Annotated in this window: 22 protein-coding genes and 2 other annotated features; of the genes, 14 read left to right on the top strand and 8 right to left on the bottom strand. The window is 37.8% G+C overall.

Translation table 11 applies throughout. The annotated features are described in order from the left end of the window. Window positions 1-1,260 precede the first annotated feature (1,260 nt). On the top strand, window positions 1,261-1,911 hold the full coding sequence (locus AJGP001_RS09655) for a hypothetical protein (protein ID WP_071154279.1): 651 nt from the start codon (window positions 1,261-1,263) through the stop codon (window positions 1,909-1,911). 657 nt (window positions 1,912-2,568) lie between these two features. Here the strand turns inward: AJGP001_RS09655 and AJGP001_RS09650 are convergent. Further along, on the bottom strand, window positions 2,569-3,939 hold the full coding sequence (locus AJGP001_RS09650) for an amino acid permease (RefSeq protein ID WP_071154280.1): 1,371 nt from the start codon (window positions 3,937-3,939) through the stop codon (window positions 2,569-2,571). Window positions 3,940-3,996: 57 nt separating this feature from the next. Continuing rightward, window positions 3,997-4,222, bottom strand: a binding site (T-box leader). A 124-nt stretch (window positions 4,223-4,346) separates the two neighbouring features. Further along, window positions 4,347-4,572 (bottom strand) — a binding site (T-box leader). Between the two features lie 447 nt (window positions 4,573-5,019). On the opposite strand from AJGP001_RS09650, the gene solA reads away from it, so the two are divergent. From solA to AJGP001_RS09630, 4 genes are all read left to right on the top strand, one after another. Then, window positions 5,020-6,147, top strand: coding sequence for an N-methyl-L-tryptophan oxidase (gene solA, locus AJGP001_RS09645; RefSeq protein WP_071154281.1), 1,128 nt, complete (start codon window positions 5,020-5,022; stop codon window positions 6,145-6,147). Between the two features lie 524 nt (window positions 6,148-6,671). Beyond that, window positions 6,672-7,151: a hypothetical protein gene (locus AJGP001_RS09640; protein ID WP_071154282.1), complete on the top strand. Its 480-nt coding sequence runs from the start codon at window positions 6,672-6,674 to the stop codon at window positions 7,149-7,151. Window positions 7,152-7,683: 532 nt separating this feature from the next. Further along, window positions 7,684-8,622 carry a magnesium transporter CorA family protein gene (locus AJGP001_RS09635; protein ID WP_058385157.1) on the top strand — a complete coding sequence of 313 codons (939 nt, stop codon included), beginning with the start codon at window positions 7,684-7,686 and terminating at the stop codon, window positions 8,620-8,622. 254 nt (window positions 8,623-8,876) lie between these two features. Next, a complete protein-coding gene (locus AJGP001_RS09630; RefSeq protein WP_058385158.1) occupies window positions 8,877-9,182 on the top strand; it encodes a hypothetical protein in 306 nt (101 codons plus the stop codon). A gap of 307 nt (window positions 9,183-9,489) precedes the next feature. On the opposite strand, the gene AJGP001_RS09625 is transcribed toward AJGP001_RS09630, so the two are convergent. Further along, a complete protein-coding gene (locus tag AJGP001_RS09625) occupies window positions 9,490-9,813 on the bottom strand; it encodes a hypothetical protein (RefSeq protein ID WP_058385159.1) in 324 nt (107 codons plus the stop codon). Window positions 9,814-9,966: 153 nt separating this feature from the next. On the opposite strand from AJGP001_RS09625, the gene AJGP001_RS09620 reads away from it, so the two are divergent. The 3 genes from AJGP001_RS09620 to AJGP001_RS09610 all read left to right on the top strand — a co-directional run bounded on the left by AJGP001_RS09620 (window position 9,967) and on the right by AJGP001_RS09610 (window position 12,401). Then, window positions 9,967-11,055: a hypothetical protein gene (locus AJGP001_RS09620; protein ID WP_071154283.1), complete on the top strand. Its 1,089-nt coding sequence runs from the start codon at window positions 9,967-9,969 to the stop codon at window positions 11,053-11,055. 84 nt (window positions 11,056-11,139) lie between these two features. Next, complete coding sequence (locus AJGP001_RS09615; RefSeq protein WP_071154284.1) at window positions 11,140-11,859, top strand: nucleotidyltransferase domain-containing protein; 720 nt, start codon at window positions 11,140-11,142, stop codon at window positions 11,857-11,859. 23 nt (window positions 11,860-11,882) lie between these two features. Continuing rightward, the gene (locus tag AJGP001_RS09610; RefSeq protein ID WP_071154288.1) at window positions 11,883-12,401 is read left to right on the top strand and encodes a GNAT family N-acetyltransferase; all 519 of its coding nucleotides are present in this window, start codon (window positions 11,883-11,885) and stop codon (window positions 12,399-12,401) included. Window positions 12,402-12,887: 486 nt separating this feature from the next. On the opposite strand, the gene AJGP001_RS09605 is transcribed toward AJGP001_RS09610, so the two are convergent. The 3 genes from AJGP001_RS09605 to AJGP001_RS09595 form a co-directional block, all read right to left on the bottom strand. Further along, window positions 12,888-13,436, bottom strand: coding sequence for a peroxiredoxin family protein (locus AJGP001_RS09605; RefSeq protein WP_058385162.1), 549 nt, complete (start codon window positions 13,434-13,436; stop codon window positions 12,888-12,890). Further along, window positions 13,433-14,053: a hypothetical protein gene (locus AJGP001_RS09600; protein ID WP_071154285.1), complete on the bottom strand. Its 621-nt coding sequence runs from the start codon at window positions 14,051-14,053 to the stop codon at window positions 13,433-13,435. The genes AJGP001_RS09605 and AJGP001_RS09600 overlap by 4 nt, the downstream gene beginning before the upstream one ends. 560 nt (window positions 14,054-14,613) lie before the next feature. Continuing rightward, on the bottom strand, window positions 14,614-14,805 hold the full coding sequence (locus tag AJGP001_RS09595; RefSeq protein WP_058385164.1) for a hypothetical protein: 192 nt from the start codon (window positions 14,803-14,805) through the stop codon (window positions 14,614-14,616). Between the two features lie 246 nt (window positions 14,806-15,051). Here AJGP001_RS09595 and sdhB point away from each other — a divergent pair, with 246 nt between their 5' ends. Continuing rightward, window positions 15,052-15,822, top strand: a complete 771-nt coding sequence (gene sdhB, locus AJGP001_RS09590; protein WP_245830159.1) for a succinate dehydrogenase iron-sulfur subunit — start codon at window positions 15,052-15,054, stop codon at window positions 15,820-15,822. 462 nt (window positions 15,823-16,284) lie between these two features. Next, window positions 16,285-17,388, top strand: coding sequence for a flavin monoamine oxidase family protein (locus tag AJGP001_RS09585; RefSeq protein WP_071154287.1), 1,104 nt, complete (start codon window positions 16,285-16,287; stop codon window positions 17,386-17,388). 93 nt (window positions 17,389-17,481) lie between these two features. Here AJGP001_RS09585 and guaD read toward each other — a convergent pair whose 3' ends face one another. The 3 genes from guaD to AJGP001_RS09570 all read right to left on the bottom strand — a co-directional run bounded on the left by guaD (window position 17,482) and on the right by AJGP001_RS09570 (window position 20,639). After that, on the bottom strand, window positions 17,482-18,831 hold the full coding sequence (gene guaD, locus AJGP001_RS09580; RefSeq protein WP_078080467.1) for a guanine deaminase: 1,350 nt from the start codon (window positions 18,829-18,831) through the stop codon (window positions 17,482-17,484). A 196-nt stretch (window positions 18,832-19,027) separates the two neighbouring features. Beyond that, a complete protein-coding gene (gene deoD, locus AJGP001_RS09575) occupies window positions 19,028-19,732 on the bottom strand; it encodes a purine-nucleoside phosphorylase (protein ID WP_065524529.1) in 705 nt (234 codons plus the stop codon). A 157-nt stretch (window positions 19,733-19,889) separates the two neighbouring features. Then, the gene (locus AJGP001_RS09570; RefSeq protein WP_245830157.1) at window positions 19,890-20,639 is read right to left on the bottom strand and encodes a Crp/Fnr family transcriptional regulator; all 750 of its coding nucleotides are present in this window, start codon (window positions 20,637-20,639) and stop codon (window positions 19,890-19,892) included. Window positions 20,640-20,986: 347 nt separating this feature from the next. Between AJGP001_RS09570 and AJGP001_RS09565 the strand changes: the two genes are divergently transcribed. The 4 genes from AJGP001_RS09565 to AJGP001_RS09550 all read left to right on the top strand — a co-directional run bounded on the left by AJGP001_RS09565 (window position 20,987) and on the right by AJGP001_RS09550 (window position 26,799). After that, the gene (locus AJGP001_RS09565) at window positions 20,987-21,889 is read left to right on the top strand and encodes a glycine betaine ABC transporter substrate-binding protein (RefSeq protein WP_078080466.1); all 903 of its coding nucleotides are present in this window, start codon (window positions 20,987-20,989) and stop codon (window positions 21,887-21,889) included. A 60-nt stretch (window positions 21,890-21,949) separates the two neighbouring features. After that, on the top strand, window positions 21,950-23,221 hold the full coding sequence (gene egtB, locus AJGP001_RS09560) for an ergothioneine biosynthesis protein EgtB (protein WP_078080465.1): 1,272 nt from the start codon (window positions 21,950-21,952) through the stop codon (window positions 23,219-23,221). Between the two features lie 234 nt (window positions 23,222-23,455). Then, a complete protein-coding gene (locus tag AJGP001_RS09555; protein WP_071154701.1) occupies window positions 23,456-23,962 on the top strand; it encodes an RrF2 family transcriptional regulator in 507 nt (168 codons plus the stop codon). Then, entirely contained in the window at window positions 23,959-26,799 is a 2,841-nt protein-coding gene (locus tag AJGP001_RS09550) for a YhgE/Pip domain-containing protein (protein WP_078080464.1), read from the top strand. The genes AJGP001_RS09555 and AJGP001_RS09550 overlap by 4 nt, the downstream gene beginning before the upstream one ends. The last annotated feature ends 157 nt before the right edge of the window (window positions 26,800-26,956 follow it).

Genomic DNA, 26,956 nt, shown 5'->3' with positions numbered 1-26,956 from the left:
TTGCAAATATAACTTTTCAAAAGTAGTTCACTGTTTAAAGAATGAAGTAAAAAGAAGGAGAGCAGCTAATACGAACTTTTCCTTTCTTTTTTGAAGTTCTCAAATGGGAATGAGGTGTAAAGTGATTTGGGGCTAGTTCATTCACTTTATCGTTCACTCTTGCATTCTTCATTTGTGTAAAAGAAGATGCTTGCATCTATTTTTTTTGAGCAAATTGTTTTGCAATTGTCGTAAAGCAATAGATCAGGACCATTAAATCAATAATGGAGGCACAATCATCCAGTACAGGATACGGCGAATGCATTTAATAGCGTACTCCTTCAAAAAGATCGATAAAATTCCTAAGTGAACAAACATTGGCAGAAAATGCATACCGTCTGCAATGAAATTAATTGTTTTCAAGACTTTTGTATTAAGCAATAAGAATAAATAGAAAAGTTAGCAAAGTACTCGTTAGTGTTTTCATTTCACTCCTTTTTGTATTTTTTGAAATAAATGTTAGGTTACTTCTATTATTGTATACGCTAAAATAAGAGTGAAGTTTCATAAAGGTGGAATATTCACTCTTTTTAAAAGGGACTTCTAAAGTCATTTGTTGGGAAATGTACTTGTCATGAAGTTATTTTATGAGTTAAGCTGACTAAAAATAGTTACATAATGCAACTTGGCGGAAGGAATGATGCTAAAAAGAAGCTCTTTTAAACCTTATGTACAGATTAAGTAAATTCCGAAAAAATGATTCGAAGTAGTTAAAGCTATGGCTTTTTGCTTTATGGAATATTAGCTAAGAGTGGCATACAAAGAGTTTTCTTTTAATGGCCGTTTAACATGGTAAAATTAAAGGGAAACAGTAGGAAGAAAATCGAGAGTTTAGCTAGATTTGCGCTGATTTATAATTATCTGGGTCAATTAGATAGTCAGTTAACAGTTGACCAATTATTGGAAGAGCCACAGCGGAAGACAGCTTTTTCTCTTTATTGTTTATAGCCAAGTGAACTTTTAAGCGATTCTGAAGATGGCATAGATTTGATTTTCTTTATTTAATGGAAGGAGATACAATACCTGAGTAAATTAACGAATAGCACAAAAAGAATAAGCTATAGGTTTTGAGGTTGTATCATTAGAAGATGTTAAATCAATAAGTAATTACAGCAGTATATAAAATGATAGGAAAAAAGTGTACATACTTGAATTGGCCATAGAGAAAATTAGACATTTTTACACTATAGAGGAGAGTCCAAAAATGGAGAATAAGGATAGATGATAAAAAATAAATTAGCACTCTTTAGTTCGTTTATTATTCTAGCTATATGCATGTATTTATTTTTTCCTTTTCCAAATAATGTAATGATAGACGCACGTATTACGTTCATGTCGTTTCCAATCCTCAATCAAGATGGTTATATTTTACTTGGAATAATAGGATCGATTTTGTTTATCGCCGCTTTAACTTTACTTTTCAAAGGCTTAAAAAAATATCAATTTCGAATACTATTTCTAGTTGTCGTTGCATATGCAATTTCACCCAGTTTTCTTATCGCGGCGTATCAAGAAACGTTAGCAAGTGGGGTTGCAGCAATATCTTATGACAATAATGGCCAATGTAATTTGGAGTTGGTAGATAAAAAAATGAGTGGTAAGTGCAATTTTATCTTGCATAATCGGAGTGACGAGGCAGTATCATTTGAATTAGAGTTTATAGATACTATTTTTATGGAAGAGACTGTAGAATTGGAGTCGCTTATGAATTTAGCCGGTCCGTATCGTATCACTATAGAAGCTAATCAAGAAAAAACTGTGCATTTAAATGAATTACTCGACGTAACAGATGTCCAAGAACATATTGGTGGAGGAACATCGACTGATATCCATTTCAAATTGATAGATAATGAAGGGGAACGTGTATTGTAGAAGGTCATGGTGAAGACGCATATTGAATTCCAATAAATTGGGATTTACATATCGCAGTCGATTGGAAGCTATTCGAATAGAAAGAAAAAAATAGACTTTGATCAGCATCTTCTTTCTCTTTTGTCTGCAAAGTATATTTTACGAAAAATCTTTTAGTATTACAGTGAAGACCAATACAAAAGCGTATTCGATTTTCTTCGAATACGCTTTTGTTGCTCCAGTAATGAGCCTATTATGAAGAAAATAGAACTTACTCTCCACCGCTAGTATAATTATTATCGCCCATTTTAAAATTTGTACTTTCTCCAGGTCGCGTGTGGGGATTGCTCACTTTATGAGTGAAATCATTTCTTCTCTTACGTTTCCATTCTATAAATCCTCCGAAAGCCAATAGAGAAGTTATCGGAATGACAAAAATCCACATCCGTTAAGCACGTCCTTTCAGTGAATTGGTTGAATAATTGTATTTTAATTTACAAAAAGCAGTACTCTCAAGCTCAATTAGTTGATTAATTTGAATTTTAACACAAATATTCAAATCTTTCATTAATGTCAAAATTAACGAATAATAATTTTATAGAGAATCGGATTTTAAACGGTGAAAATCGCAAGTTTTTTAACAAAGTCATTGACGAAAAGAACGCTCCATCAGTTCCTTTACAAAATTTGGTTTTCACTTTTATCTTCATGAAAACGACCTTTGAAGATATATGTTAGCGTAATAAAGATATAAATGCTTAATGTAACACCTGTAATGACTATAGGAGTTGTGGCAACAATTCCAATAAGAATAGCGCTCAAAGCGATGATGGCTGCCCAGGTTGTGTAGGGGAACCATTTTACTGCGTAGGCACTCGTTTTTTCTGGATGTATTTTTCGGGATTTTAGGTGTGCAACCGCAATGATTAGCCAAATAAATAATACGGTATAGCCAAGTGAACCCATTAAGAACTCAAAGGTTTTACTGCCTGCAAATAAAGAAATAATGACACCCGCATATAAAGCAACTGTACACATGAATATGGCGTAGACAGGTACTTTCCTTTTTGATAAATGTGCAAAGATTTTAGGAATACGACCATCTGCAGCTTGCGTATACAGGACGCGCGATGAGCCATACAAGCCCGAATTCATAGATGAAATAATAGCGAGTATGACAACGGCATTCATAATATGATCAGCGCCTGGTACACCAATCATCTTAAATACCATAACAAACGGACTTTCCGCTACTCCGTTTACTTCATTCCAAGGAATTAAGCTGACAATAATAAAAAATGGAAGTAAATAAAAGGAAATGATGCGTACAAGTGTGCCACCTACAGCTTTTGGTACAGCTTTTTCTGGATTTTTGGTTTCGGCTAATGTAATACCAATAATTTCAGTTCCTCCATAAGAATAAATCACAACAAGCATAGCGGCGACTAAACCGGAGGGTCCATTCGGCAAAAAACCACCATGGTCTGTTAAGTTAGAAAAACCAATAGCTGTGTGGTTACCAAATGTGACGAGTAACAGGATTAACCCGGCTACAATGAACACTACGATAACAGCAATTTTGATTAATGCCAGCCAGTATTCTGTTTCCGCGAAAACTTTTACGGATAACAAGTTTATGACTGTAACCAATATGGAAACAGATAATGCGAGTATCCAAATCGGATAATTAGGTAACCAATATTGAATGAAAATAGCTGCAACTACTGATTCAGCTGCGATATTTAATACCCACATCTTCCAATAGATCCAGTCCAGAAAATAAGCAGGATATTTTCCTAAAATTGATTGCACCAAATCTCTAAAAGTTCTTGCTTCGCTGTTGCGGACGGCCATTTCTGCTAAGCCCTGCATAACAAATAATAGAATAATACCACCTATTAAATACGCAATAAGTACGGCTGGGCCTGCCATATCAATGGCTGCACTGCTCCCTTTAAATAATCCGGCGCCAATAGCACCACCCAATGCCATCATCATGATATGACGTGATGTCATCGTTCTCTGCAATTTCTCGTTATTGTTTTCCATTTTCTTACCTCCTAAAATATAAAAGGCATGCCGTCAGTTCCTTCATGAGTACATGAAAGAAGAGACGACATGCCTTGTGCAAACCGCGGTACCACTCTAATTGGTTCTTTATGAACCCTACTTGACCACCTTGTAACGGAGGTGAATCGTTAAAGCGTATAGATAGCTCTATGTGCTTTACCACTCCTAGGCAAGTTCAAAGGATTAGTGGACTGCGTTGCACCAACCCGCAGCTCTCTTGACCAACTAATACACTTTTACTACTCCTACTCATCGCGTTTCTTTAAAATTATCTTTTAGTTTAAGTACTCGTGCTCGTTTAAATGCCCTTGACCCTTCATTTCAAAATATCTCCAAAATACAAAATCAAAAAAGGCATGTCGTCTGTTCCTTCATGAGTACATGAAAGAAGAGACGACATGCCTTGTGCAAACCGCGGTACCACTCTAATTGGTTCTTTATGAACCCTACTTGACCACCTTGTAACGGAGGTGAATCGTTAAAGCGTATAGATAGCTCTATGTGCTTTACCACTCCTAGGCAAGTTCAAAGGATTAGTGGACTGCGTTGCACCAACCCGCAGCTCTCTTGACCAACTAATACACTTTTACTACTCCTACTCATCGCGTTTCTTTAAACTATATAAGAAAAGTTTTAACTGTTATTCAACACTATACTTACAGCTTCTAATCTTGTCAATCATTTATTTTGAAATAATTTTAAACAAAGACATCATGTGAATTTCAGAGATGTTTTTTAAGCGTTGAATATAAAAAAGGTAACCTACTTTCTAGTTTTTGTGACAAATTACGCAATTTAAAAACTACCTTATTTATAAAGAAAGAATAGTGAGGACTGTTAGAGAAATACACAACAGATGGGTATATGTGTATCTAGCGCTATTTACTGAATTGCTGTATGCGACAGCGGTTTGATTTAATATGGCCGTACTCGTATTCTGATAATAGGGAAGTTTTTTCAATTTGTCGATTGCTGATTCAGTTTTCTAGCTGATCGAAAAGCTATAAAGACAATCCAGTACCTGATCTTTACTACTTTTTTGATGGGAGTGGACGTGCGATGCATTATGACGTAATTGTAATTGGAGCAGGATCGATGGGAATGGCAGCAGGTTATTTTTTAGCAAAGAGTGGAAAGAAAACGTTATTACTAGATTCTTTTAGCCCTCCGCACAATAAAGGAAGTCATCACGGGGAAACAAGAATCATTCGGCATGCATATGGAGAAGGTGGAGAATACGTCCCTTTGGCACTTCAGGCTCAAAAATTATGGAACGACTTAGAGGAAATGACGGGAATATCATTATTTTCTGCCACTGGTGTGTTAAACGTTGGCCATGAAAAAACTGATTTTATCCAGAACATCATCTCGAGTTCAAAAACCTATTCGTTACCACTTGAGACTCTAGCCTCACCTGAAGTGAACAAACGTTGGCCCGGCATAACGATATCTGCCAAGTACATCGGATGTTTTGAACCTGCATCCGGCATACTAAAATGCGAGTCGTGTATTAGAGCATATAGAACACTTGCAGAGCAGCACGGTGCTACACTTTTGATGGATAGTAAAGTGAACGAATTATCGGTTCATGATCAAAGAGTTACCGTCAAAACTGAGGCTCAGACTTTTAGCTCGGATGCTTTGGTGATTTCAGCAGGCGCATGGTCTCGAGACCTTCTTTCCATGTTGGGGTTAAATCTGCCGTTAAATCCAGTAAGAAAAACATTTGCTTGGTTTGATGCTGGCGAAAATCTATACAATCATACGAATTTTCCAGCTTTTACGTTTGCGACATCTCAAGGATTCTATTATGGTTTTCCGAGCATTGATGGTTCCGGATTAAAAGTTGGCCGCCACGATGGAGGACAATCAATTGATCCAGACAAATCCATCCCAGAATTTGGACAGCTAGATGAAGACAGAACAGATCTAAGAAACTTTTTAAATCATTATATGCCTTCAGTAAAACAACTAAAGTATGGAAAAACATGTATGTATACATTGACTCCTGATGAAGATTTTATTATCGATTTACATCCAGACTACTCAAACGTCGCTATTGCTGCAGGCTTCTCTGGACACGGCTTTAAATTCAGCAGTGCCGTTGGTCAAATTTTGAGTGAATTGATCAGTTCTGGGAAGACTGAACAAAACATTGCACCATTTTCACTGGATCGATTCAACTAAATTTTTGAACTATGCAACCGTAGTTCGTGTTTAGGCGCAAAGAGAGGAGCTAAGCGCATTCTTAATTACTTATAAGTTTGGGAAAATCTATTCAAATAAATCATGCCAATTGACGAATAGAGTCTGTGCTTCAATCCATTCAAAAGAGTGAGTTATTTTTTAAAAAAAGGAGAATTTGTGGCGAGTTGTATAAATGGTCATGTTAAATGGAGTTTGACAGAAATAGGATAACTTGATTTCGTAAATGGAAAAGACTATCCAAATTAGGATGACAAAGAATGTATATCGTTTTGATCATAAGCTTTGTTCGGCTTGAGTTACTTGTGTTTAATAGTTATTCTAATTCTTATTTTCAAGGTTCAATTGAGTGATAAAGATGAGCCTTTTTTCTGTTTAACTTGAGACGTAAAGTGAGACAATAGTTATCTCCTTTTAGACGGTATTTCTCAAAGTGACAATTAGCATTGTAAATTTTACCATTAGTGATATGCTAAAATCATCTATTCGATAAGTGGAGGATTTGTATGAAAGCGATGAATAAGTTATTTTTGGTTTTTTCCCCCTTTGTACTCTTTCTATTGGTAAGTGGATGTTCAAATACGAATGTCTCAAAAACGCTCGTTATTGAAAATCCAAAAGGTTACGAGGGAATTTTGGTTTCCGATGCTTCTTCACTGGTCAAAACGGATGGCTATGAAGAGGTTTTCGTCAAAAGTGAAGATAAGGCTAATGAGTTGATTGACCTGTTAAATGGGAAAGAATTGTTTGAACCAAACGAAAAAGAGATTCAAAAAAGAACCGCTACACTAGAACAGTCAGGCAGTTACCGTGTGTTGCTTTACAACAAACCAAGTGTCAACAGTAAAAGTGAGGATATTCTGCCTTTTCTCTTTTATCAAGATGGAACGATTCAAGTAGACAAAGAAGGAACTTCGTATTTTATCAAAAATCCGCCAAAGGATTTGCTAACTCAATTAAAAACCGATTGGAATATTAAGTTTTGATAGTGAACGTACTCCGAAATATGCCAAGGAATGTCGTAGGAGTAGGAAGCAAACTTTTAAATACAGAACCGATTCCATACGGAAGAGCACCTAAAGCAAGTAGAGACATTCTGATGACTTAAAAAAATTCAACGGTGGAGGAAGCTTCATAGGAAAGTTGCTGCTTTTTTTAAAATTCATTGACTTTTATTTTACTGCTATTAATCTGCTACGTAATAGGTGCTGGATAGAGTATTTATAGCGAACGGAGAAAGAATACAGTTCGCTTATAGAAGTTGAGCGCAACTGAAAGAAGTAGCTCAGTCTCTGTCGGCATTTCAGTAGGTTATGCTCATTTAAACAAACATACAATAAGGGAAAGCTGTCGAAAGCTCGACATCTTTTCCTTTTTTCTTTTGAACACCTGCTTTTTTTATTTTTTATTGCTAAAATTAAAAAGAAAGTGAGACCGTTTTCTATGGTACGCGGTTAGTATTAAAATAAGAGTCGAATCGACAATAACTGTGCGATTAAAATAGAGAGGAAGTAAAGCGTGTTAACCATTTATAAATCCTCACCGGATGGAATATTAAAAACAATAAAAAAATTCGAAAGCAATTGCTGGATCAATATTACCGCACCGTCAAAAGAAGAACTTGAGGAAGTATCTCGTTCTTGTAAGATCCCAATGGATTTTTTAGAAGATCCATTAGATTTGGAAGAAAGTGCTCGTATTGAATATGACGAAGAAACGAATAGCACGTTGCTGATTAATGACTTTCCAATCGTCGATGTGACCAACGACCAGTTTAATTCGTATATCACTATTCCCATCGGCATTATCTTAGGGAGCGACTACATCGTCACGGTTTGTCAGCAGCCAAGTAACTTTTTAAACGGACTCATTAAGAAAAACGTCAGCACCTTAATGAAAAGTCGATTTGCCTTAGAAGTATTATTGTCCATATCAACCCAGTATTTGGACAACTTAAAACACCTTAATAAGCATCGCCTTAAAATAGAAAGTAACTTGCGTGACTCATTAACAAACAAGCAACTTTATGACCTAATGGAAATTGAGAAAAGTTTGGTGTATTTTCTCACCTCGTTAAAGTCAAATGCAACCGTCATAACCAAACTGTTTCGTATCCATTCGATCAAGTTGTACGAAGACGATAAAGATCTTTTAGAAGATGTGAAAATAGAAAACAATCAAGGGATTGAAACGACCGAATTGTATACGAGAATTTTGGACAGCATCACAAGTTCATATTCTTCGCTCATATCAAACGAATTGAACAATACGATGAAAACGCTAACGCTATTTACTGTGTTTTTAACTCTTCCAACATTAGTATTTAGTTTTTACGGGATGAATGTAGATTTGCCTGCAATGGGTACTGACTCGACTTCATGGGTTAGTACACTTTTAATAGCGTTGATCTTGGTTGTCTTAATTGGGGGGGCATTGTGGAAAAGAAGAATCTTCTAATAACGACACATAGCGAACAAAACAGCCGATTTTTAAAAATCAGGCTGTTTTTTAGATGAAGAGACCTTTTAACGGAAAATTTGTGATTTTGCATTAAGTAATAATTAGGTGCTGAATAAAGAAAAATATCTGTTTACTCTTAAACCTTTATCAAATAGAAAACGTTTTTGAATAGAAGAAACTTTCTAACTTTTCATTACGTAAATAGAAGTATATTGAAGTATTTATTTAGTAATAAAGGGCAGGAGAGTTTTATGAAACCATTTTCCTGCTATTTTATGTGGACATTCGTTATTGGAATTGTAGTTATTTTGGGACTATACTTTCAAGAACAGCTTGTTGCAAAATCGCGAACAACATTTACTCTTTATCCACTTCGAGCTTACACTTTTTTGTTTCCGGTGATAATAGGGTTGCTGATGCACACACCGAAATTTATTCTCGAGACAAAAGAATGGCAGGATCACTCATTCGATTGGATTGAATTTGTTGCTATGAGCTTACTGGCGTTTGTTATTTTAGTCTTTTTTATACCTTATTTGCCGAATAGTGAAAGCTAGATTTCTGTAGTTAATATGCACATCAATTTCATGCTTTACAGTAGCACGACACTACCTACTATTGCCAGACTGGCTTTTGGTTGTGTATTGTTAGGTGGTTTCAAAAATAAAGATTCAGCGAGATTTTATAAGGAGTTTTGCACTACACAAAAGCGGATCGTAAACGAAAAAAAGAAGGATAGCAGCTCACTTATGAGCCATTCTATCCTTTTTTCTATGAGCCTTTTAAAGTCGTAAATATAGTAAGAAGGAGTAGAGATGTCTACAACGGGTGTCCTTTTTTTAATTTATGAACGGATACATTTAGTCAAGTCAAGAAATACTCTCGGTACGTATAGAAAGTAAATCCGAGTGCCAATACGAAGTATAAGACGGAACCAATAAAAATATAAGACCTTTCTGATACGTGAACTTTCTGTTCCATTCGAATTCCTGTTTGTCCTTGAATTGACATATCTAATCGACGACTCGTCATCCCACCCTTAGATTTAAAAAAGTAAACGAGGGCTAAGGCCAACCCTGCGAATGGGATTGCAATATCTAAGAAAGCTAGTTGTAGAGCAAAGGCACTTGCCCAATTGCCAAATGCGATAGTCGAAAGGGTTAAAAGAATTATGAATATTTTTTTCATAGCTACCTCCATTTTATATTTTTTGTAATAAATGTTAATCTATTTAGTTATTCTTTACGTTACAATAGAAAAAAGGTTTCAAGAAAACAGAATATTAAGCAGATTAACTAGAACCTCTAGTAATGCCGTGAAAAAAAGAAAGGAAGAGAAGAAATGATTGAAGTTAAATTACAAGCAGCATTGGTGCATGCTGGAGTCAACCGAGCGAGTTTTCTCGGTGAAGGAGCCTGGCATTATGCCTGGAAAGTATGTAGAGAAGAAAAAAAATTAGTGCTTCGAATTCCAAAAGCGATTGCTTATGGAAAATCTGTCTCGTTTGATGAAGAGGCATTTAAAGCAGAGTATGCAGGCACTGAACTCTACTACTGGGCTGTAAATAAAGCTCAAAAAGGGGCGGCACCGGATTTTTTTAAATTCCATGTGTCGACTGAGCTGACTTACACGTTAGAAACATATAGAGGAAAACAAATTGATTTACACAGTATGACAGAAAAAGCGGCTTTTCAGATAGGCAGTAAAGTCGGATCAATCCATCGTAAAACAGAAGATGTTCCACATGGATTGAGTGGTTTTGGTTATCTAACTTGGTCAGAAGAAAATGGACTAAAAGACACATTAAATGGAGATGTACACGAATTTTTGAAAGAAGAAAGCAAGGAGCATTTAACAGATTATCAAACGCTTTGCCTTGCACATCCGAAGTTTGAAGACAGTGTGGTTAGTAAAGCACTTCAATTAGCTGTGACTAGTAGAAAAAAAGCATTTACGAAACCGCAACTTGTTAATCAAGATGCTTCGCCAGAAAATATTTTGATTGATGAAAATGGGTTATGTCTAATTGACCCTTATCCTAGTATCTATTATTCAAGAGGAATGGCCGGCAACTTTATGAATCTCTACGAGACATTTTTTATCGCTCTTTCGGATACACCTCGTTACAGCAGACATCAATTTTCAACATGTGCGGCTAAATTAAAGTTGGTTGCGCAAGGATATATAACCGGTTATAGTGCCGGCAATCGACAAATTGCTAGTGAAGTGAGAGGAGAGCAGTTGCTTCAATTACTGGAAACCGCTTATAGCCATTTTTGTTTGCTTTCAGAGGATCTTGCTGAGGAAACAAAAATTCGATATGGCAGTAAGGAAGAAATCGAAGCGAGGTTACCGGTATTTTGTGAAGAGCTAAAGGATTTAGCCTCTTCTCAAATTGATGAACTTTTGTATTTTCAACCAAAGAAATAATTTATTTTAGTAGGAAATTATGTTCACGTTGCATGTCTAATTTGTTAATAGATTTAGATTGCGTAGAAAGAAGGTGTTCAGACAATGAAGAAGGATCATAAAGAGAATCCAATTAACGCAGCTAAGCAATTTGTGAAAAAGAATCATCCCTCCTGTGATGCAGCATTGCTCGCAGGAAGTGTAATTCGTGGTGAGGCCACAGCAACATCTGATCTTGATATTGTGGTATTCGATCATCAGTTACGTTCTTCTTACCGAGAATCATTTATCGATTTTGGTTGGAATATTGAAGTATTTGTTCACAATTTGACTTCGTATAAGGAGTACTTTTCAAGTGATTGCGAAAGAGCTAGACCTTCAATGCCTAGGATGGTAGCCGAAGGGGTGGTTTTAAAAGACAATGGAATTATTGAGCGAGTAAAAGCAGAAGCGGAGGTATTACTAGATAGGGGTCCGAAAGAGTGGCCAACCCAAATCATCGATACTAAACGATACGTTATTACCGATTTACTCGATGACTTTATCGGATGTCATGACCGAGCCGAAGCGATCTTTACTGCTGGCGCTATAGCTGAACTCATAAGTGAATTTGTACTACGAACGAACAAGCAATGGAGTGGTTCGTCAAAATGGATAATTCGATCGTTGAGACACTATGATTGTGAATTTGCTAATTATTTTATTGAGGCTTTTGAGGAATTTTATAAAAATGACAACAAACAAAAAATTATCCAACTGGTTGACGAAGTCTTACTGCCTTATGGAGGACGGTTATTTGAAGGTTTTTCTTCGGGTAAAAGTTAATGAGAATGACAGAGGTGCTGAAGGTGAAATTAGACCATGTAGCCATGAATAGGAAAATAGCGGTTGAAATATTGAAATGGGAGTATGATTCTCCTTATGATTTTTACAACAATAAGTTAACGCAAGAGACACTGGCTGAAATGATGGATGGTTCATACTTTGTTATCACCAATGATTTAAGCGAGTTAATCGGTTTCTTCTGTACCGGTAAAAGCGCCCAAGTTCCAAGTGGGAAAAAGTTCAAAGTATACGAAGAACCCCTTTTTGATATGGGATTAGGGATGAATCCTCAACTAGTAGGAAGAGGTAACGGATATGAGTTCTGCTCATATATTGTTAAAGTCATCGAAGAATATTATCATAGTCACTCTATTCGATTGACTGTAGCGAAATTTAACCAGAGAGCCATTTACTTATACAAAAAGCTTGGGTTTATTCAAGTTAATGAATTTAGTGCAAATTTTACAGATTTTATTACGATGGTGAAAAAACCTAGCTTTTACAAAGGCTTGTCTGATACTCGAGATAATGATAAAGCTTAACGAGTAAAGGGATGGATACAGAAGCTATTGAGATTAATATGTCTAACATCCAAAAGGAGTATAGAGAATAAAAATCACAAGAGTTATTGTTAATTTATCCAAAGAGAGAAACGATTAAACGTTGGAATTTAGATTCTTTATACGAGGACGGGAGCCAATCAATTGAACTAAGAAAATCATTAAATCATTTGGCGTAGAACAGTAAGACGCTGGCAATGATATCGGAATTTATAGAGTTGTACCAAAGAAAAAAGATTTCCAAGCACTTCTTAATAAGATTGAGCGATTCCAAAAAATCCTTAGTGAATGGACGCAAATGAATGAATTTTTGACTTGCATATGTGCTAAAAACGTGGAGCTAGAAAATACTCATCTACAGAAGAAAAATGTACTATAGAAACGGAGAAGAGGCGTCATTCGACACCTCCTCTCCGTTCGTTATTTCTGAATCATCTACGATAGGTAACTTAAAGCTTACTTAACAAACTAATCGATGCTGTCTGTTTGATTTTTCATAATTTGCTCATCCATCGGGCCAATAATTTTTTGAGCAATTTCGCCTTTTGTATTCAAGATATATGTTGTTGGTACAGTGCGAATTTGATAAGTTTGAGCGACGCTACCTGTCTCATCCATAGGCATTGTGAAGGTTAAGCCAAATTCATCAATAAACGAACCGATTGCTTGTTCGCCATTATCTTGCTCTGTCAAATTGACGGCCAGTATTTCGACATCGCCATCTAGATTGTTTTCATGAAATTGCTGCATGTGTGGCATTTCTGCACGACACGGAGGACACCAAGTAGCCCAGAAATTGAGAATAACTTTTTTGCCGTGATAATCGGATAACTGAACTGTTTGACCATGTTGGTCGGTCAAAGTGAAATCGGGTGCTTTTGCTCCTAGAGAGAGTCCTGTTGAAGTAGGTGTAATGGTTTCTGATTGCTTAGTTGATTCACTCTTCGTAAAGAAATTGAGCGCCATGATGCCAATAGCAGCTAAAAGCAGAATTCCAAAAAGTATTTTTTTAATCATAGAGTCTGTCCTTTCTGTTCAAAGCGGATGTACATGATGCTAGTGACAATCGCTAGTAAAATGAATGTTGCGTTTTGCCATGACCAAAGCGAACCAAATGCACTTGAAATTAGCAACTCTAATGTTAATAATGCGGCAAGCAATAATACGTTCGGGACGTCAGTACGTTTTGCGAGAAAGCGAATAGCCAGAATGCTTATAATCAGAAGCAAAGTATGTAAAATTGCTTCAACCACATTTTTTTCAAAGCTTTGCAGAATTGCTTGATAAGATAAAAAGAACAAAAGCCAGGCAAATGCGGATTGCTTCGCTACCTTCCATTGTTTTTTCTGCACCATAATTAAATAGATACTAACGACAACAATTCCAAGGAAATGTCCATATAAACCGCCGTTAAAATAAAGGATGGATAAAGGCATATTACGAAAGTTTTCGAAATGAAACAGGCTGTAACTGAGTTTCCAGGTAAGGATATAGAACGTCAGCGCATTCCAATACCATTCTCCAATTTTTTCTCCGGTAAAAAAACGCATGAAAAGCTTAGCTACGGCAGCTGCTAACAAAACAGCAATCCATATAGCGGGAATGGTCAGATGAAAAATAGGAATGTAGCTCATGATTGCTCTTCTGATCGGATAGTATTCATTACAAAAGTACCTCCATCTGTATTGGAATTTAACTACTCAACGTGTCCCATTATAGCTGAATGCACATTTTTTTCATCTTTTTTGTTTTGCAGTTAAGCTAAAACAAGATGATTATAAGAGGCACAGTATGATGTCATGGCAGGAACGCTTTGAAACAGAGGAATAGTTGTATAGACAGTGCCAAATGAATTCATCGAAATGATTTATCCGAAATTCATACCTAGTACAGTTACTTTTTTATACAGAGTATCCTATAGATTACCATAGAAATTCACCCTATGAAGACGATTTCACAAATTCGTCTTAACTACAGAAGTAAGTGAGCAGACTTTTATCAGTGATTATGAAAAAAGCTAGAAAGTGACAGTTGTCAACTGAGATAAATACGCTCTTTTTTAAGCAACAAAAAGACGTCTAGCTAGCACCTATTTTCAAGTGCTGGCTAGACGTCTTTTACTTGAATAAATCATTTAGTTTGTCATTGAGGCAAAGGGACCAAATTACAATAGTTTTAGCTTGTTACTGCTTCTTCACTTCTTAATAGGCTTGTTGTCTAAAGGCTTTTCCGACAAGGCAGAAAGTAATTGTGCTTCTTGTTTTTCTTTTAACTTTAAATGAGTTTTTGTATAGCTCGGATTAATCGTGCCGCTGCCTAGTCCTTCATTAATCATCTGGTCAATCGCATGAAAGCGATCAAGTGCTGTTTGTTGTGGATCTTTCATGTTACTTCCTCCTCATTGTCGTTTTAGATTTATCTGGGACAGCATATTGATTCGAATTCCTCATACTTTGCATCATTTTCATTTAGTATACCACATTATCTCAATTTTCTGATAAATATGTTAAGGTAGAGTTAATCTTTTGAGTATGAAATAGAGAAAAAGGAATTGGGGTTTATGGAAAAAGTCAATAACGTTTAGTTTACACAATAAAACTATTGCTACGCTGATTAAAAGGAGATGAGAATCGTGGGAAATGTGCAGAAGACCGTTATTTTTGAAATCGAACGAAGAAACACGCCGGGAGAAAGTTCTTACTGGGAAGAATTTGAATTACCCTATGTGATGAACATGAACGTCATTTCTGCTTTGATGGAGATTCGACGAAATCCTGTCAACATGAAAGGAGAAAAAACGACGCCTGTCACATGGGATATGAACTGCTTAGAAGAAGTATGTGGAGCCTGTTCGATGGTTATCAATGGCTATGCTCGCCAATCATGCACAGCTTTAGTTGACCAATTAAAACATCCTATACGGCTACAGCCTATGAAAACATTTCCAGTTGTTCGTGATCTGATTGTTGATCGCAGTTCGATGTTTGATACGTTGAAAAAACTCAAAGTGTGGATTCCGATTGATGGAACTTATGATCTTGGCGAAGGTCCGCGCATGCCAGAACGCAAACGCCAGTGGGCATATGAGTTGTCAAAGTGTATGACGTGCGGTGTTTGTTTAGAAGCTTGTCCAAACGTCAACGACAAAACCAATTATATTGGGGCAGCTCCTATTTCACAAGTACGCTTGATGAATGCCCATCCAACGGGTGCGATGAACAAAGATGAACGGTTGACCTTACTCATGGGACAGAGCGGCATTCAAGAATGCGGCATGGCGCAAAACTGTGTAGAGGTTTGTCCGAAAGGAATCCCGTTAACCACGTCGATTGCCTCGATGAATCGCGACACAACAGTCCAAATGTTTCGTAATTTTTTTGGGAGTGATCATATGGTTAACTAGAATAGACTAGTGCTTTTTCTCAAACGAATTATAGTCGAAATCTATTTTTTAGTAGATGTGGGATGTTGACCGAATAGATAATTTTGAGTAATTCGTCTTAGGATTAAATTATTAAAGCTATTGATTGTATATTCGCAGGGATTGAGATGAGGCTACAGTCTGTAGTTTTTCGTCTCAAACCTGAGCCAAGAAATGTATAAGTATTTACGTGAGACAGGATGAAATCCGTTATGATATATGCAATAATATCTTCTGAATAAGAAAAGATCTTTTTCAGTTTTTGTAGCTGAATAAAGGTCTTTTTTTTTCACATAAAGGTAACTCAAAATAGTAATTTGCAAACTACAAACCCATCATAGGTGCAATAAGGAATTTTAGCATTATAATGATGGATATAGCTTTTGGAATGTACAGCTTTCCAATCGAACAATCTAGCTAAACGTAGCAGTAGGAGGAATACATATGAATAATCCAGTCATCATTATAGGTGCAGGATTAAGCGGTTTGCGCGCGGCATTACTACTTACAAAACAAGGAATAACTTGTAAAGTGCTTGAAGCACGAGATAGAATTGGTGGCAGAATTTTAAGTGAGTCTGTTCCAAATCAAGAGGATCTCGGAAGATTTGATCTGGGGCCAACGTGGTTTTGGCCGCAACACGAGCGCAAAATTTCGGCTCTAGTAGAAGAATTAGGGTTGGTGAACTTCGTTCAGCAGAACGAAGGAGACATGCTAATGGAACGGTTTCAAACAAAGCCTCCAGAGCGCTGTGTTATGGAAGAACACATTGACGCCAGAGGAGTTCGGTTAACGGGGGGAATGCGGTCCTTAATAGATGCATTGGCAGAGCAAATCCCTGCAGAAATGATTGAGTTAGAAACTCGTGTTAAAGAAATCTGTATGGACGAGCCTGGAAAAATTATGGTTACAGTAGAAAGAGCAGGTGGAAAGTTAGAAAATATGCGTGCAGCTTCGGTTATTTTGGCATTACCACCGCGTCTTGTAGCACGTCATATTAGATTTTCCCCAGCACTTCCGACAGAACTTTTAACTGATATTGCAGAAAAGCCGACATGGATGGGCTCACAAGCAAAAGTGGTTGTGGTTTTTGATCGTCCATTTTGGAGAGAATCTGGATTGTCAGGTTTGGTGTTGAGTTCGGTTGGTCCCTTGCAAGAAATCTACGATGCTTCGCCTACTAATGGGGCAGGTGCGCTCTTCGGATTTTTCGGGATTTCTTCTGAAGTGCGTCAACATATGGGACCAGAAAAAGTAAAAGAATTGGTCGCTAATCAATTAGTTAAACTGTTTGGCAGAGACGCTGAAAATCCCCAAGCAATTCTTTATAAAGATTGGTCTAGCGATTTTAATACTGCAGTTGAAGAAGATTCAAGCCCATTCAAAAATTATGCGAGTTATGGTCAACCGCCATCAGCTGGTGACTGGGAAGAAAAAGTGTTTTTTTCAGGAACTGAGACAAATTCACAGTATAGTGGCCATTTAGAAGGAGCGCTTCAGTCAGCTGAATATGTCGTAAGTAAAATTCTTACATTAACTAGTAAGTAAGATAAAATCAGATACGTTGTTTTATTTGAATGCAGGCCCCATCGCCACAAAAACCTTCAAGCATTTAGTTGCTTGAAGGTTTTTGTGTTGGAGTTATTTTACTCGTTCGCCTTGGACGAACACCGAGATAATATTGCGACGTTGCGTCATATAGACGAGCTTCTGAAAAATATCTTGGAGAGAGTTCATGCCTTCGAAAATTGGCATGGATGAGTCTTTTATCTTGGTATCGATAATTTGTGCGTCAAAAGCATAATTTTTCGCAAGTCGACCAACTGGCAGGCTAATGCTTTCACCGCCACCTGCTGTAGCAAAATAAAACGCTTCATTGACCGTGATACGCGAATCAGCACGTCCGCGAGAATCAGCGTTTTTAGAAGGATCTACACCATCTTCTAGCATGCGAGAAGAAATAACGGCTTGGCGAATGGCGGAATAAATTCCAGGGTCATAACCTGCCGACAAATCCGTACCGAGTCCAATTTCAACACCCATGTCAGCAAAATGTTTGACCGGAATTACACTATTGGCAAAATAAGCATTGGAAATAGGGCAGTGAGCGATTGCAGTTCCTTGTTCGATATACGTTTTTGCATCATCATCGCTCAAGAAATTAGCATGCGCCATAATCGCTTTTTCAGTCAATAAGCCGAAATCATTTAATACTTGTGCGTCATTTTTGCCGAAACGCTCTTTCACATGATTGTGTGCCCAGTCACTCTCGCTACAATGCGAAGTGATATGAACATCGTGTTTAGCGGCAATTTTCCCTAATCCTTCTAAAGCTTCAGATGTACAACTTGGTACAAAACGCGGCGTTACTACTGGGTAGACACCTTGCTTTGTTGTTTTATTCAACTCTTTTACTCGTTGAATAAAGCGTTCTGTGCCTGTTAATGCTTCTTCTAGGCTAGCATCTCTGTAGAAATCCGGGTTTTCAGCCGAGTCATCCATCACGACTTTTCCAACGAGTCCGCGTTGTCCTTTTTCGGCACAAATTTTTGCTAGCAAAAAACTTGCTTCTTCGTGGATGGTCGCAAAGTAAAGAGCGGTTGTTGTGCCGTTTCCAAGCAATGTATCGACTAAGTGGCTATAAGTTTCTTCGGCAAAAGTTATATCTGAAAACTTAGCTTCTAGTGGGAATGTGTACGTATTAAGCCATTCATAAAGTGGCAAATCAAGTGCTGTGCCGGTTTGAGCCCATTGAGGAGCATGAATATGCAAATCGATAAACCCAGGAAGCAAATACTGACCTTCTGTTAGTTCCATCAGCGTTTCTTCACTGCGAGCTTGTTTCAATACCATGTTGTAATCTTGATCATTCGGTGAAAGACGTTTAGCAATAAAGCCATCATCATTTATACAGAAAAGATAGTCTTCCAATATTTCGATTTCCTGTCGGTTAATACTTGAAAAGCCTGTTCCTTTAATAATTTTATTCATAACAGCCGATGCCTCCATAGTTGTTTTGTATAGGTAGATTAAAAGTTCTCATGTGTGTTGACTTATTTTTCATGATGACCATACGTTTCCGACGAGTGTGATTTTTCTTTTGGTTACTTTCAACAATATCAAAACAAGATAGAATAACAAAAGAGTGGGACCGGTATGGGTCAACACTCTTTTTAAAATTGAAACTTTATTTTGCTACCGTTTCCAGCGCCACTTCAATCATGTCATTAAAAGTCGTTTGTCTTTCTTGTGAAGTCGTATGTTCCCCGGTAAGAATATGATCGCTAACCGTTAACAACGTTAATCCTCTTACACCAAATTTAGCAGATAGGTAATAAAGAGCAGCTGCTTCCATTTCAACAGCTAATACACCGTGCTGACCAAGCTTGTTAGTTGTTGCTTGGTCATCAGAGTAGAAACTATCAGAAGAAAATACATTTCCTACATGAAGCGTAAGTCCTTTATCTGTAGCAATATCATAAGCATTTTTGATTAAATTAAAGTTTCCAATTTGAGGAAGATCAATTCCTGGGAAATCTTTGCGGATCATCGCAGAATCCGTTGCAGCAGCTTGTGCAATAATCACATCGCGAATGTTCACGTCTTGCTGAATTGCACCACATGTTCCGATTCTCACAAGATTTTTTACCTGATAGTCATTGATTAACTCATGAATGTAAATGGATGCTGAGGGCATACCCATTCCGGTTCCTTGAACAGAAACGCGGTTTCCTTTATAGGTGCCTGTATACCCCAACATGCCACGCACATTATTGTAGCAACTTACATCTTCAAGAAAAGTTTCTGCAATATAGGTTGCGCGTAACGGATCTCCGGGAAGTAACACTGACTCTGCTATTTCTCCTGCTTTTGCTTCAATATGAAAACTCATTAGAAAAACCTCCATTGTCGTTGTTGTTCTTTTGCATGTAACTGCATCTTTACAAAGCATCATAACATGACAAAAAGAAGTGAGCTGTGAAGACAACTACCTTATTATTGTGAACTTGTTCACAAAAAAAGCAGAGGATAAGGTAGCTGTTTTTTGATTACATACTATTCCACTTGCGAAGCATTTGTATTTCTTCTGCTTGATTGCAAATAGACTCGAGTTTTTTCATATCTACTATATAAATATTCTTTTCACGAATCTCAATTATCTTTTCGTCTTGAAATTCGTTCAAAGTTTTAGACATGGATTCTCGTGTAATCCCAAGCATCGTTGCGAGGAAGGATTGATTGATTTTTAAGTCCACTTTGTAGCCGTCATTACTTTGATCGCCAAAATTGAAATAGAAATCGACGAGTAAATTCGCGACTTTTGTTCGGACATCATGCAAGCTTAAATAACGAATCAAGCGATTTAGTATACGCGTGCGTTCAACAAGGATCTTGTAGGCATTTCTTAAAATCGCTGGGTATTGTTCCACAAGCTCCAAGAAGTCTGTCTTCTTAATTTGCCAGGCTGCAACATTTTCGAGTGCTTCAATAGAAGAAATTCGGTAATTAACAAGAGATAAAGCTTCAACTTCTCCTAAAATTTCTCCAGGTAATGCAAAGCTGAGCACAATTTCTTTGTCTTCGTGCAAACGAAAAATTTTCAGTTTTCCAGAACGGATAATGTAAATATCTTCGCTTTCATCATTTTCAAACATGAGCATATGATTTTTCTTGAATTGACGCTCTTTGAGCAGTAGAAGAATCTGCTGCAAATCGTTTTCTGAGATACCTGAGAAGATAGGGATATCTGAGAGGTTTGTCATCATGTGAATCCGTCCTTTCGATTCGGTAAGTTTCATTGCGTATCCGCCGCTGTTTTTCTAATACCGTAATCCCTTATTGAAAGTCACATGTAATCAACTAGCAATCGTCTATGCTAACTTGAATGTAAGGGAACTTTATTTTTTATTATACAGCACAAACTGAAAATCATATGATGGCGGCTGAATTACACTAATTCTTTTATTTTTCCAACTTACAATGCATAGTATCAATAAATAGAAGCGAGCGAAAAAGTGAGATTGAAAATTTAGAAAAAGGGTATTCGAAAAGAGACGATATAAATGCGAGTTAGAAAAAATAGATATTTGACTTGCTTGATCGTTTAAAAGTAGTTGATTTTTACTGAAAAATAGGGGGTATGAATATGAATAAAAAAGTAGTCGGGATGTCGATCATTGCTTCAATCGCTTTGGTCGGGTGTAGTTCGGGAGAAGATGCAAAAGAGCCAATTATTATTGGAGGAAAGCCTTGGACTGAGCAGTATATTTTGCCTTATATTTTAGGTGAGTACATAGAGTCCAAATCAGAGTATACGGTTGAGTATGAAGATGGCCTAGGAGAAGTGTCAATTTTAACACCTGCTTTGGAAAAAGGTGATATTGATATGTATGTTGAGTATACCGGTACAGGATTAAAAGATGTGCTGAAACGTGATTCAGAACCAGGTCAATCATCTGAAGAAGTGCTCGAGGCAGTTAGAGAAGGGTATGAAGAAGAACTAGGAGCGACATGGTTAGAGCCGCTGGGTTTTGAAAATGGCTATACGTTAGCTTATTCTAAAGATAGCGGCTTTAATGCTGAAACTTACTCTGATTTAGCTGCGATTTCTGCTTCTGAGGATGTCACTTTCGGTGGACCACACTCTATTTATGAACGACAGGGTGATGGCTATGAAGATTTAAAAGCTACTTATGATTTTAAATTTTCGGCTACCGAAAGTTTTGATCCCTCTATTATGTACGAAGCTGTGAAAAATGGAGATGTAGACGTTATTCCGGCATTTACAACAGATAGCAGAATTGAGTTGTTCGACCTAGCGACGACAAAAGATGATTTAAACTTCTTTCCAAAATACGATGCAGCTCCAGTTGTTCGATTAGAAACACTTGAAGAATATCCTGAGTTGAAAGATGTCTTAAACGAGCTTGCTGGGCAAATCAGCGAAGAAGAAATGTTGGCGATGAATTCTAAAGTAGATGTTGATAAAGAGCAACCGCAAGACGTAGCTCGAGAATTTCTAATCGAAAAAGAATTGATTGAAGAATAGAGAAACTTATTAACATGTAAAGTAAGTAGGAAATTTTTAGTAGGTAAGGGGAGTTATTCGATGAAAGCAGTAGAAAATACGTCTATAGCAGAGCGCTTTGCAGAAATTAGAGGCGTTACGATGAAACTAATTGAGCCTTTAGAAACGGAAGATTTTATCATTCAATCCCACGAAGATGTGAGTCCAGCAAAGTGGCATATTGCCCATACCACCTGGTTTTTCGAGCGTATGATTTTAAAAGAATTCAAATCGGATTATGAAGAGTTCAATCCAGCTTTTGATTTTTTGTTTAATTCGTATTACAACACGATTGGACCTTATCAACCACGCCACCAACGCGGCGTGCTATCACGACCGACTGTAAATCAAGTTATTGAATATCGCAATTATGTGGATCAGCAAGTAACTAACTTACTTGCTGAATCAGCTAGTGAAACAAAGGAAGAAATAGAAGCTTTAATATACATGGGCCTTCAACACGAACAACAGCATCAGGAATTGATCTTAATGGATATAAAATACAACTTTTTTGTTAATCCACTTTTTCCTACGTATACAGAAACTGAAAAACGTCCAGTAAGTAAACAGCAGGAATCGCAGTTTGTTGAGTTTGAGGGAGGATTGGTCGAAATCGGTCACGACGGGAATGGCTTTGCGTTTGATAACGAAAGTCCGCGTCACAAGGTTTGGCTTGAACCTTTCAAATTGGCAACAAAACCTGTAACCAATGGAGAATTTCTTGAATTTATAAATTCCGGAGGCTATGAAAAACCGGAATATTGGCTTTCTGATGGTTGGAGTATAGTCAAAGAACACAATTGGAAAGCACCACTTTATTGGCTGAAAGACAAACAACAGCACTGGCAAATCTTTACCTTAGCGGGCATACAGGACCTAGAACTCGATGAACCGGTTAGTCATATTAGTTTTTACGAAGCAGATGCTTTTAGTAGATGGAAAGGCAAAAGGTTACCTACTGAAGCTGAATGGGAATATGCTTCTCAAAGCGTTGCTATTCATGGAAATACGTTGGATGAGGGAGTTTACCATCCTGTAGCAAGCAGTAGCGATTCACAAAGTGAATTGTTGTCTAGGATGTTCGGAGATGTATGGGAATGGACTGCCAGTGCCTATTCACCGTATCCAGGGAGTAAACCGTTAGAAGGTGCATTAGGTGAATACAATGCAAAATTCATGTGCAACCAAATGATTCTTCGCGGAGGTTCATGCGCAACGCCGCTAAAACATATCCGAGAAACATACCGAAATTTTTTTCCGCCAGAAAAAAGATGGCAATTTAGTGGGTTTAGACTAGCACAAGACCAAAATTAATCATTTAAGAGAAGTACAACTGTTTTATGCGAAAAAGCAGACAACCGATTCTACTCGGGTTGTCTGCTTTTTTCTGTAAAAAAAGAATGATATTTCGACTTACTTATTGCAATTTCGTCAAAAAAGAGTAATATACCTAAATAGACATTGCATATCCACAATGGATATTGCAAATAGCTACTTAACATTGAAAATAACTGTTAACTTATATTAGACAGAAAAGGAGTGCAGATTATGCAGCTAACAAAGGGTGTCGAGCAGGCTATTTGTATTATTGTGTTGCTGGCGACGCAAGAAAGCAGCGCGCCGCTTGCTTCAGATGAAATTAGCAAAAGGCTGGGCGTTTCACCGTCTTATATGAAGAAAATAACGAGGAAATTAGTCGTTCAAGGAATTGCTGTTTCGGTACCTGGCAATAATGGCGGCGTTTCACTAGCAAAATCGGCAACGCATATTACAATGCTTGACGTTATTGAAGCAATGGAAGGACCAATACAACTTTACCCAGATACAGGGTTAATCCGTCTCGCTTTTAAAGATGGAGAGTATGCACAAAAAGGACAAGAAATTCTTAAAAATGTTTTTTCACAAGGAGATCGGTTATTGATTGAATATTTATCTAAAGTTACGGCTGCAGATCTCTTGAAAGAAGGATTAGGGATGTCGAATTTACCAACATTAAACTGGAATAGAGAAACGTTAAGTGATGTATTGAAAAAAGAACAGGATGATTTAAAATGAAAATGTTTAAACAGGAATGGAAGCAATTATTTTCCAAACCACTTTTGTTAGGAACCATGGTTGTTATGATGTTTATCCCGATTATTTATAGTGGTTTTTTCTTAGGCTCGTCGTGGGACCCTTACGGAAAAACAGAACGCTTACCGGTAGCGGTCGTTAATGAAGATGTACCATCAGAATATGAAGGCAAGACACTTGATATCGGTTCAGAGTTAGTTGGAAATTTAAAAGAGAATGATGCATTGGATTGGCAGTTTACCGATGCAAAAAAAGCAGAGCAAGGAATGGACGATGGGAAATACTTTATGGTTTTGACCATTCCAAACAATTTCTCGGAACATGCAGCATCTGTAATGAGTGATGATCCAAAACCGATGGATTTGCAGTATGAAACCAATCCCGGTCGCGGATTTTTTATAAAATCAATAAGTAAACAAGCGACTACGACGATTAAAGAGGAAATTGCAGAAAGTGTGACAAAAGAATACGTAAAAGCAGTATTTGAACAAATTGATACATTGGGTGAAGGTTTAGGAGATGCAGCAGAAGGTGCGGAACAACTTGATGATGGAACTGTCAAATTACAAAAAGGCAATGCAGAATTAATCGTAGGGCTTGGCACACTTTCAGAAGGAAGTTTAACTTTTCAGGAAGGCGCAGAGCAATTAGAAATTGGTGCCGGACAGTTTGCTACAGGAGCCGCAGATTTAAATCAAGGAGCGAACCTGTTGAATAAAGGGATTATTTCTTATACAGCAGGAGTAGGCAAGTTGCAAAGCGGTGTGGTTGGACTTGCTGAAGGAACCGCAGAGCTAAATAATAATGGTCCAAAACTTGTTGAAGGATCACAAAAGTTAGAACAAGGTCTAAATTCTCTCGTTCCAGGAGCAGAACAACTGAGTCAAGGTCTGACAGCTACTGAAGCTGGTAGTGCACAGCTAAATAATGGCTTACATGAGCTTCAAACACAAACAAGCGAGTTAACAGGGAGTTCTTCTGGCATTCAACAGTTGGTAGTAGGTCAAGCTGCGCTTGGTGAGGGTCTTGCTAAACTGGCTAATGGCAGTACCACTCTTCAAGAGGGACTTGGTGCATTAAATAACCAACTTCCAACACCAGATCAACTCAACAATTTGCAACAAGGTTTATTAGCTATTCAAGAAAACGTTAACCAATTAAATGGTGCTGTTTCAGCCAGTAGTGCACAGAATGCATCAAAATTGCAGGCGAATCTAGCGGCGGCACAACAAGCTGTTAGCGAAATGCAGCCAACTTCTTCAACTGCAACAGTGGCAGCTCTTGAAGCAACAGCTACTTATAGCAGTTTAACTGCGGAGCAACAAGCCGAATTATCAGCTGCAGTAACTGGAAGTACACAGCAACAAGCAGCAGCACAACAAAGTTCACTTGAAACGCTCGAGCAAAGTCTTGCTGCTGTATCAGCTAACATAAACGAGCAAATTATTCCCGCATTTCAATCACTCGGATCCATGCCTGAGAAAGTAGCAGAATTGAACAGTGCTGTAGATCAAGTAAATCCTGCAGCCCGAGAAGCTCTTGGTGGATATTCAGCTGTCCGAAATGCACTGAACGATCAACTTATTCCAGGTGTGAAGAATCTCAATGCGGGAGCAGAGCAAGCGGTTGAGACAAGTGGACAACTTCTTGCGGGAATTGAAAAAACAGCAGAAAGTCTACCTCAGCTTGCAGATGCAGTTGACCGGTTAGCAGAAGGAAGCTCTTCACTGAATGACGGTGTATCTTCTCTTGCTTCAGGCTCAATTGGACTTGTTGAAGGTGCGAGCGCGTTGCAACAAGGGTCTATAGAATTAGAAAAAGGAACAACTGAATACACAGCAGGAGTATCAAAAGCAGCACAAGGAGCAGGGCAGCTTCAAGAAGGAACGGCTGAACTTGCGGCTAACTCTGCAGAGCTAAATTCGGGTTCCAGTGATTTGGCAAATGGTGCAAATCAGCTAGCCGAGGGCGTACCAGCGCTTTCAAGTGGTGCAGGTGAACTTGCTGGTGGAGCAACTGATTTACATAGCGGAGCCAGCAAACTAGAAGACGGCTCTGGTGAATTAGGTCAAGGCCTTACAGAGCTAGAGGAAGGAACTTCTGAACTTACTACAAGTTTATCTGATGGCGCAGAAGATGTAGCAAGCAAACAAGTAACAGATGATAATTACGAAATGATCGCTGCACCAGCAACAGCAACAGAAAGTGAACGGAGCGATGTACCGAACTACGGTCATGCATTAGCACCTTATATTTTGTCGCTTGCTCTTTTCGTCGGAGCTTTATCTTTCAATTTAGTATTCCCAATTAACGCACCAGCTGGACGCCCGACTTCAGGAGTTGGCTGGTGGTTTAGTAAGTTTTCACTTGGTTTTATCCAAGCAACAGCAGCAGCACTCATTGTTGATGCAATTATGCTGTTCGGTTTCCATCTTCAAGTCGATCACATCGGAGAGTTTATTGCGGTCTCAGTCATCACTTCACTTACCTACATGTTCTTAATTATGTTCTTAGGTATTACTTTTGGAAATCCAGGACGATTTGTGGCAATGATTATTCTCGTTCTCCAATTGGGTGCAAGTGGTGGTACATTTCCTGTAGAATTAACAAATACATTTTTCCAGACGGTGCATGATTTTGTTCCCATGAGCTATGCCATCCTCGGATTCCGAGAATCGATGTCTTCGGCATATGGAACACATACTTTCATTACGAGTATTTTAGTGCTTGGCGCTTTTATTGTCATCTTTAATCTGCTGTTATGGCTAGTACTTAGCTTGCGAAGTCGTAAAGCATATAGATTAGCAGAAGAAAATTAAGTACAAGGGGCTGTCTCAAAAGGTCATAAACAATGACTTTTTGAGTACAGCTCCTTTTTTATTTTGTATGAAAGGTCTTTCGCTTTTTTAAAGGACTTTTGCATTGAAAAGAGAAAGTACGAGTAGCGTAAAAATTACACCGAACAAAACTACGTGA

The organism is Planococcus faecalis, assembly GCF_002009235.1.
GTDB lineage: Bacteria > Bacillota > Bacilli > Bacillales_A > Planococcaceae > Planococcus > Planococcus kocurii.
Note: the sequence above shows the minus strand (reverse complement) of the source record. Positions and strands in the feature narration are given on the sequence as shown.

Coding starts and splice junctions, on each gene's coding strand:
- AJGP001_RS09655 (WP_071154279.1), top strand. CDS start 1,261: ATGATAAAAAATAAATTAGCACTCTTTAGTTCGTTTATTATTCTAGCT.
- AJGP001_RS09650 (WP_071154280.1), bottom strand. CDS start 3,939: ATGGAAAACAATAACGAGAAATTGCAGAGAACGATGACATCACGTCAT.
- solA (WP_071154281.1), top strand. CDS start 5,020: ATGCATTATGACGTAATTGTAATTGGAGCAGGATCGATGGGAATGGCA.
- AJGP001_RS09640 (WP_071154282.1), top strand. CDS start 6,672: ATGAAAGCGATGAATAAGTTATTTTTGGTTTTTTCCCCCTTTGTACTC.
- AJGP001_RS09630 (WP_058385158.1), top strand. CDS start 8,877: ATGAAACCATTTTCCTGCTATTTTATGTGGACATTCGTTATTGGAATT.
- AJGP001_RS09625 (WP_058385159.1), bottom strand. CDS start 9,813: ATGAAAAAAATATTCATAATTCTTTTAACCCTTTCGACTATCGCATTT.
- AJGP001_RS09620 (WP_071154283.1), top strand. CDS start 9,967: ATGATTGAAGTTAAATTACAAGCAGCATTGGTGCATGCTGGAGTCAAC.
- AJGP001_RS09615 (WP_071154284.1), top strand. CDS start 11,140: ATGAAGAAGGATCATAAAGAGAATCCAATTAACGCAGCTAAGCAATTT.
- AJGP001_RS09605 (WP_058385162.1), bottom strand. CDS start 13,436: ATGATTAAAAAAATACTTTTTGGAATTCTGCTTTTAGCTGCTATTGGC.
- AJGP001_RS09600 (WP_071154285.1), bottom strand. CDS start 14,053: ATGAGCTACATTCCTATTTTTCATCTGACCATTCCCGCTATATGGATT.
- AJGP001_RS09595 (WP_058385164.1), bottom strand. CDS start 14,805: ATGAAAGATCCACAACAAACAGCACTTGATCGCTTTCATGCGATTGAC.
- AJGP001_RS09585 (WP_071154287.1), top strand. CDS start 16,285: ATGAATAATCCAGTCATCATTATAGGTGCAGGATTAAGCGGTTTGCGC.
- guaD (WP_078080467.1), bottom strand. CDS start 18,831: ATGAATAAAATTATTAAAGGAACAGGCTTTTCAAGTATTAACCGACAG.
- deoD (WP_065524529.1), bottom strand. CDS start 19,732: ATGAGTTTTCATATTGAAGCAAAAGCAGGAGAAATAGCAGAGTCAGTG.
- AJGP001_RS09570 (WP_245830157.1), bottom strand. CDS start 20,639: ATGAAACTTACCGAATCGAAAGGACGGATTCACATGATGACAAACCTC.
- AJGP001_RS09565 (WP_078080466.1), top strand. CDS start 20,987: ATGAATAAAAAAGTAGTCGGGATGTCGATCATTGCTTCAATCGCTTTG.
- egtB (WP_078080465.1), top strand. CDS start 21,950: ATGAAAGCAGTAGAAAATACGTCTATAGCAGAGCGCTTTGCAGAAATT.
- AJGP001_RS09555 (WP_071154701.1), top strand. CDS start 23,456: ATGCAGCTAACAAAGGGTGTCGAGCAGGCTATTTGTATTATTGTGTTG.
- AJGP001_RS09550 (WP_078080464.1), top strand. CDS start 23,959: ATGAAAATGTTTAAACAGGAATGGAAGCAATTATTTTCCAAACCACTT.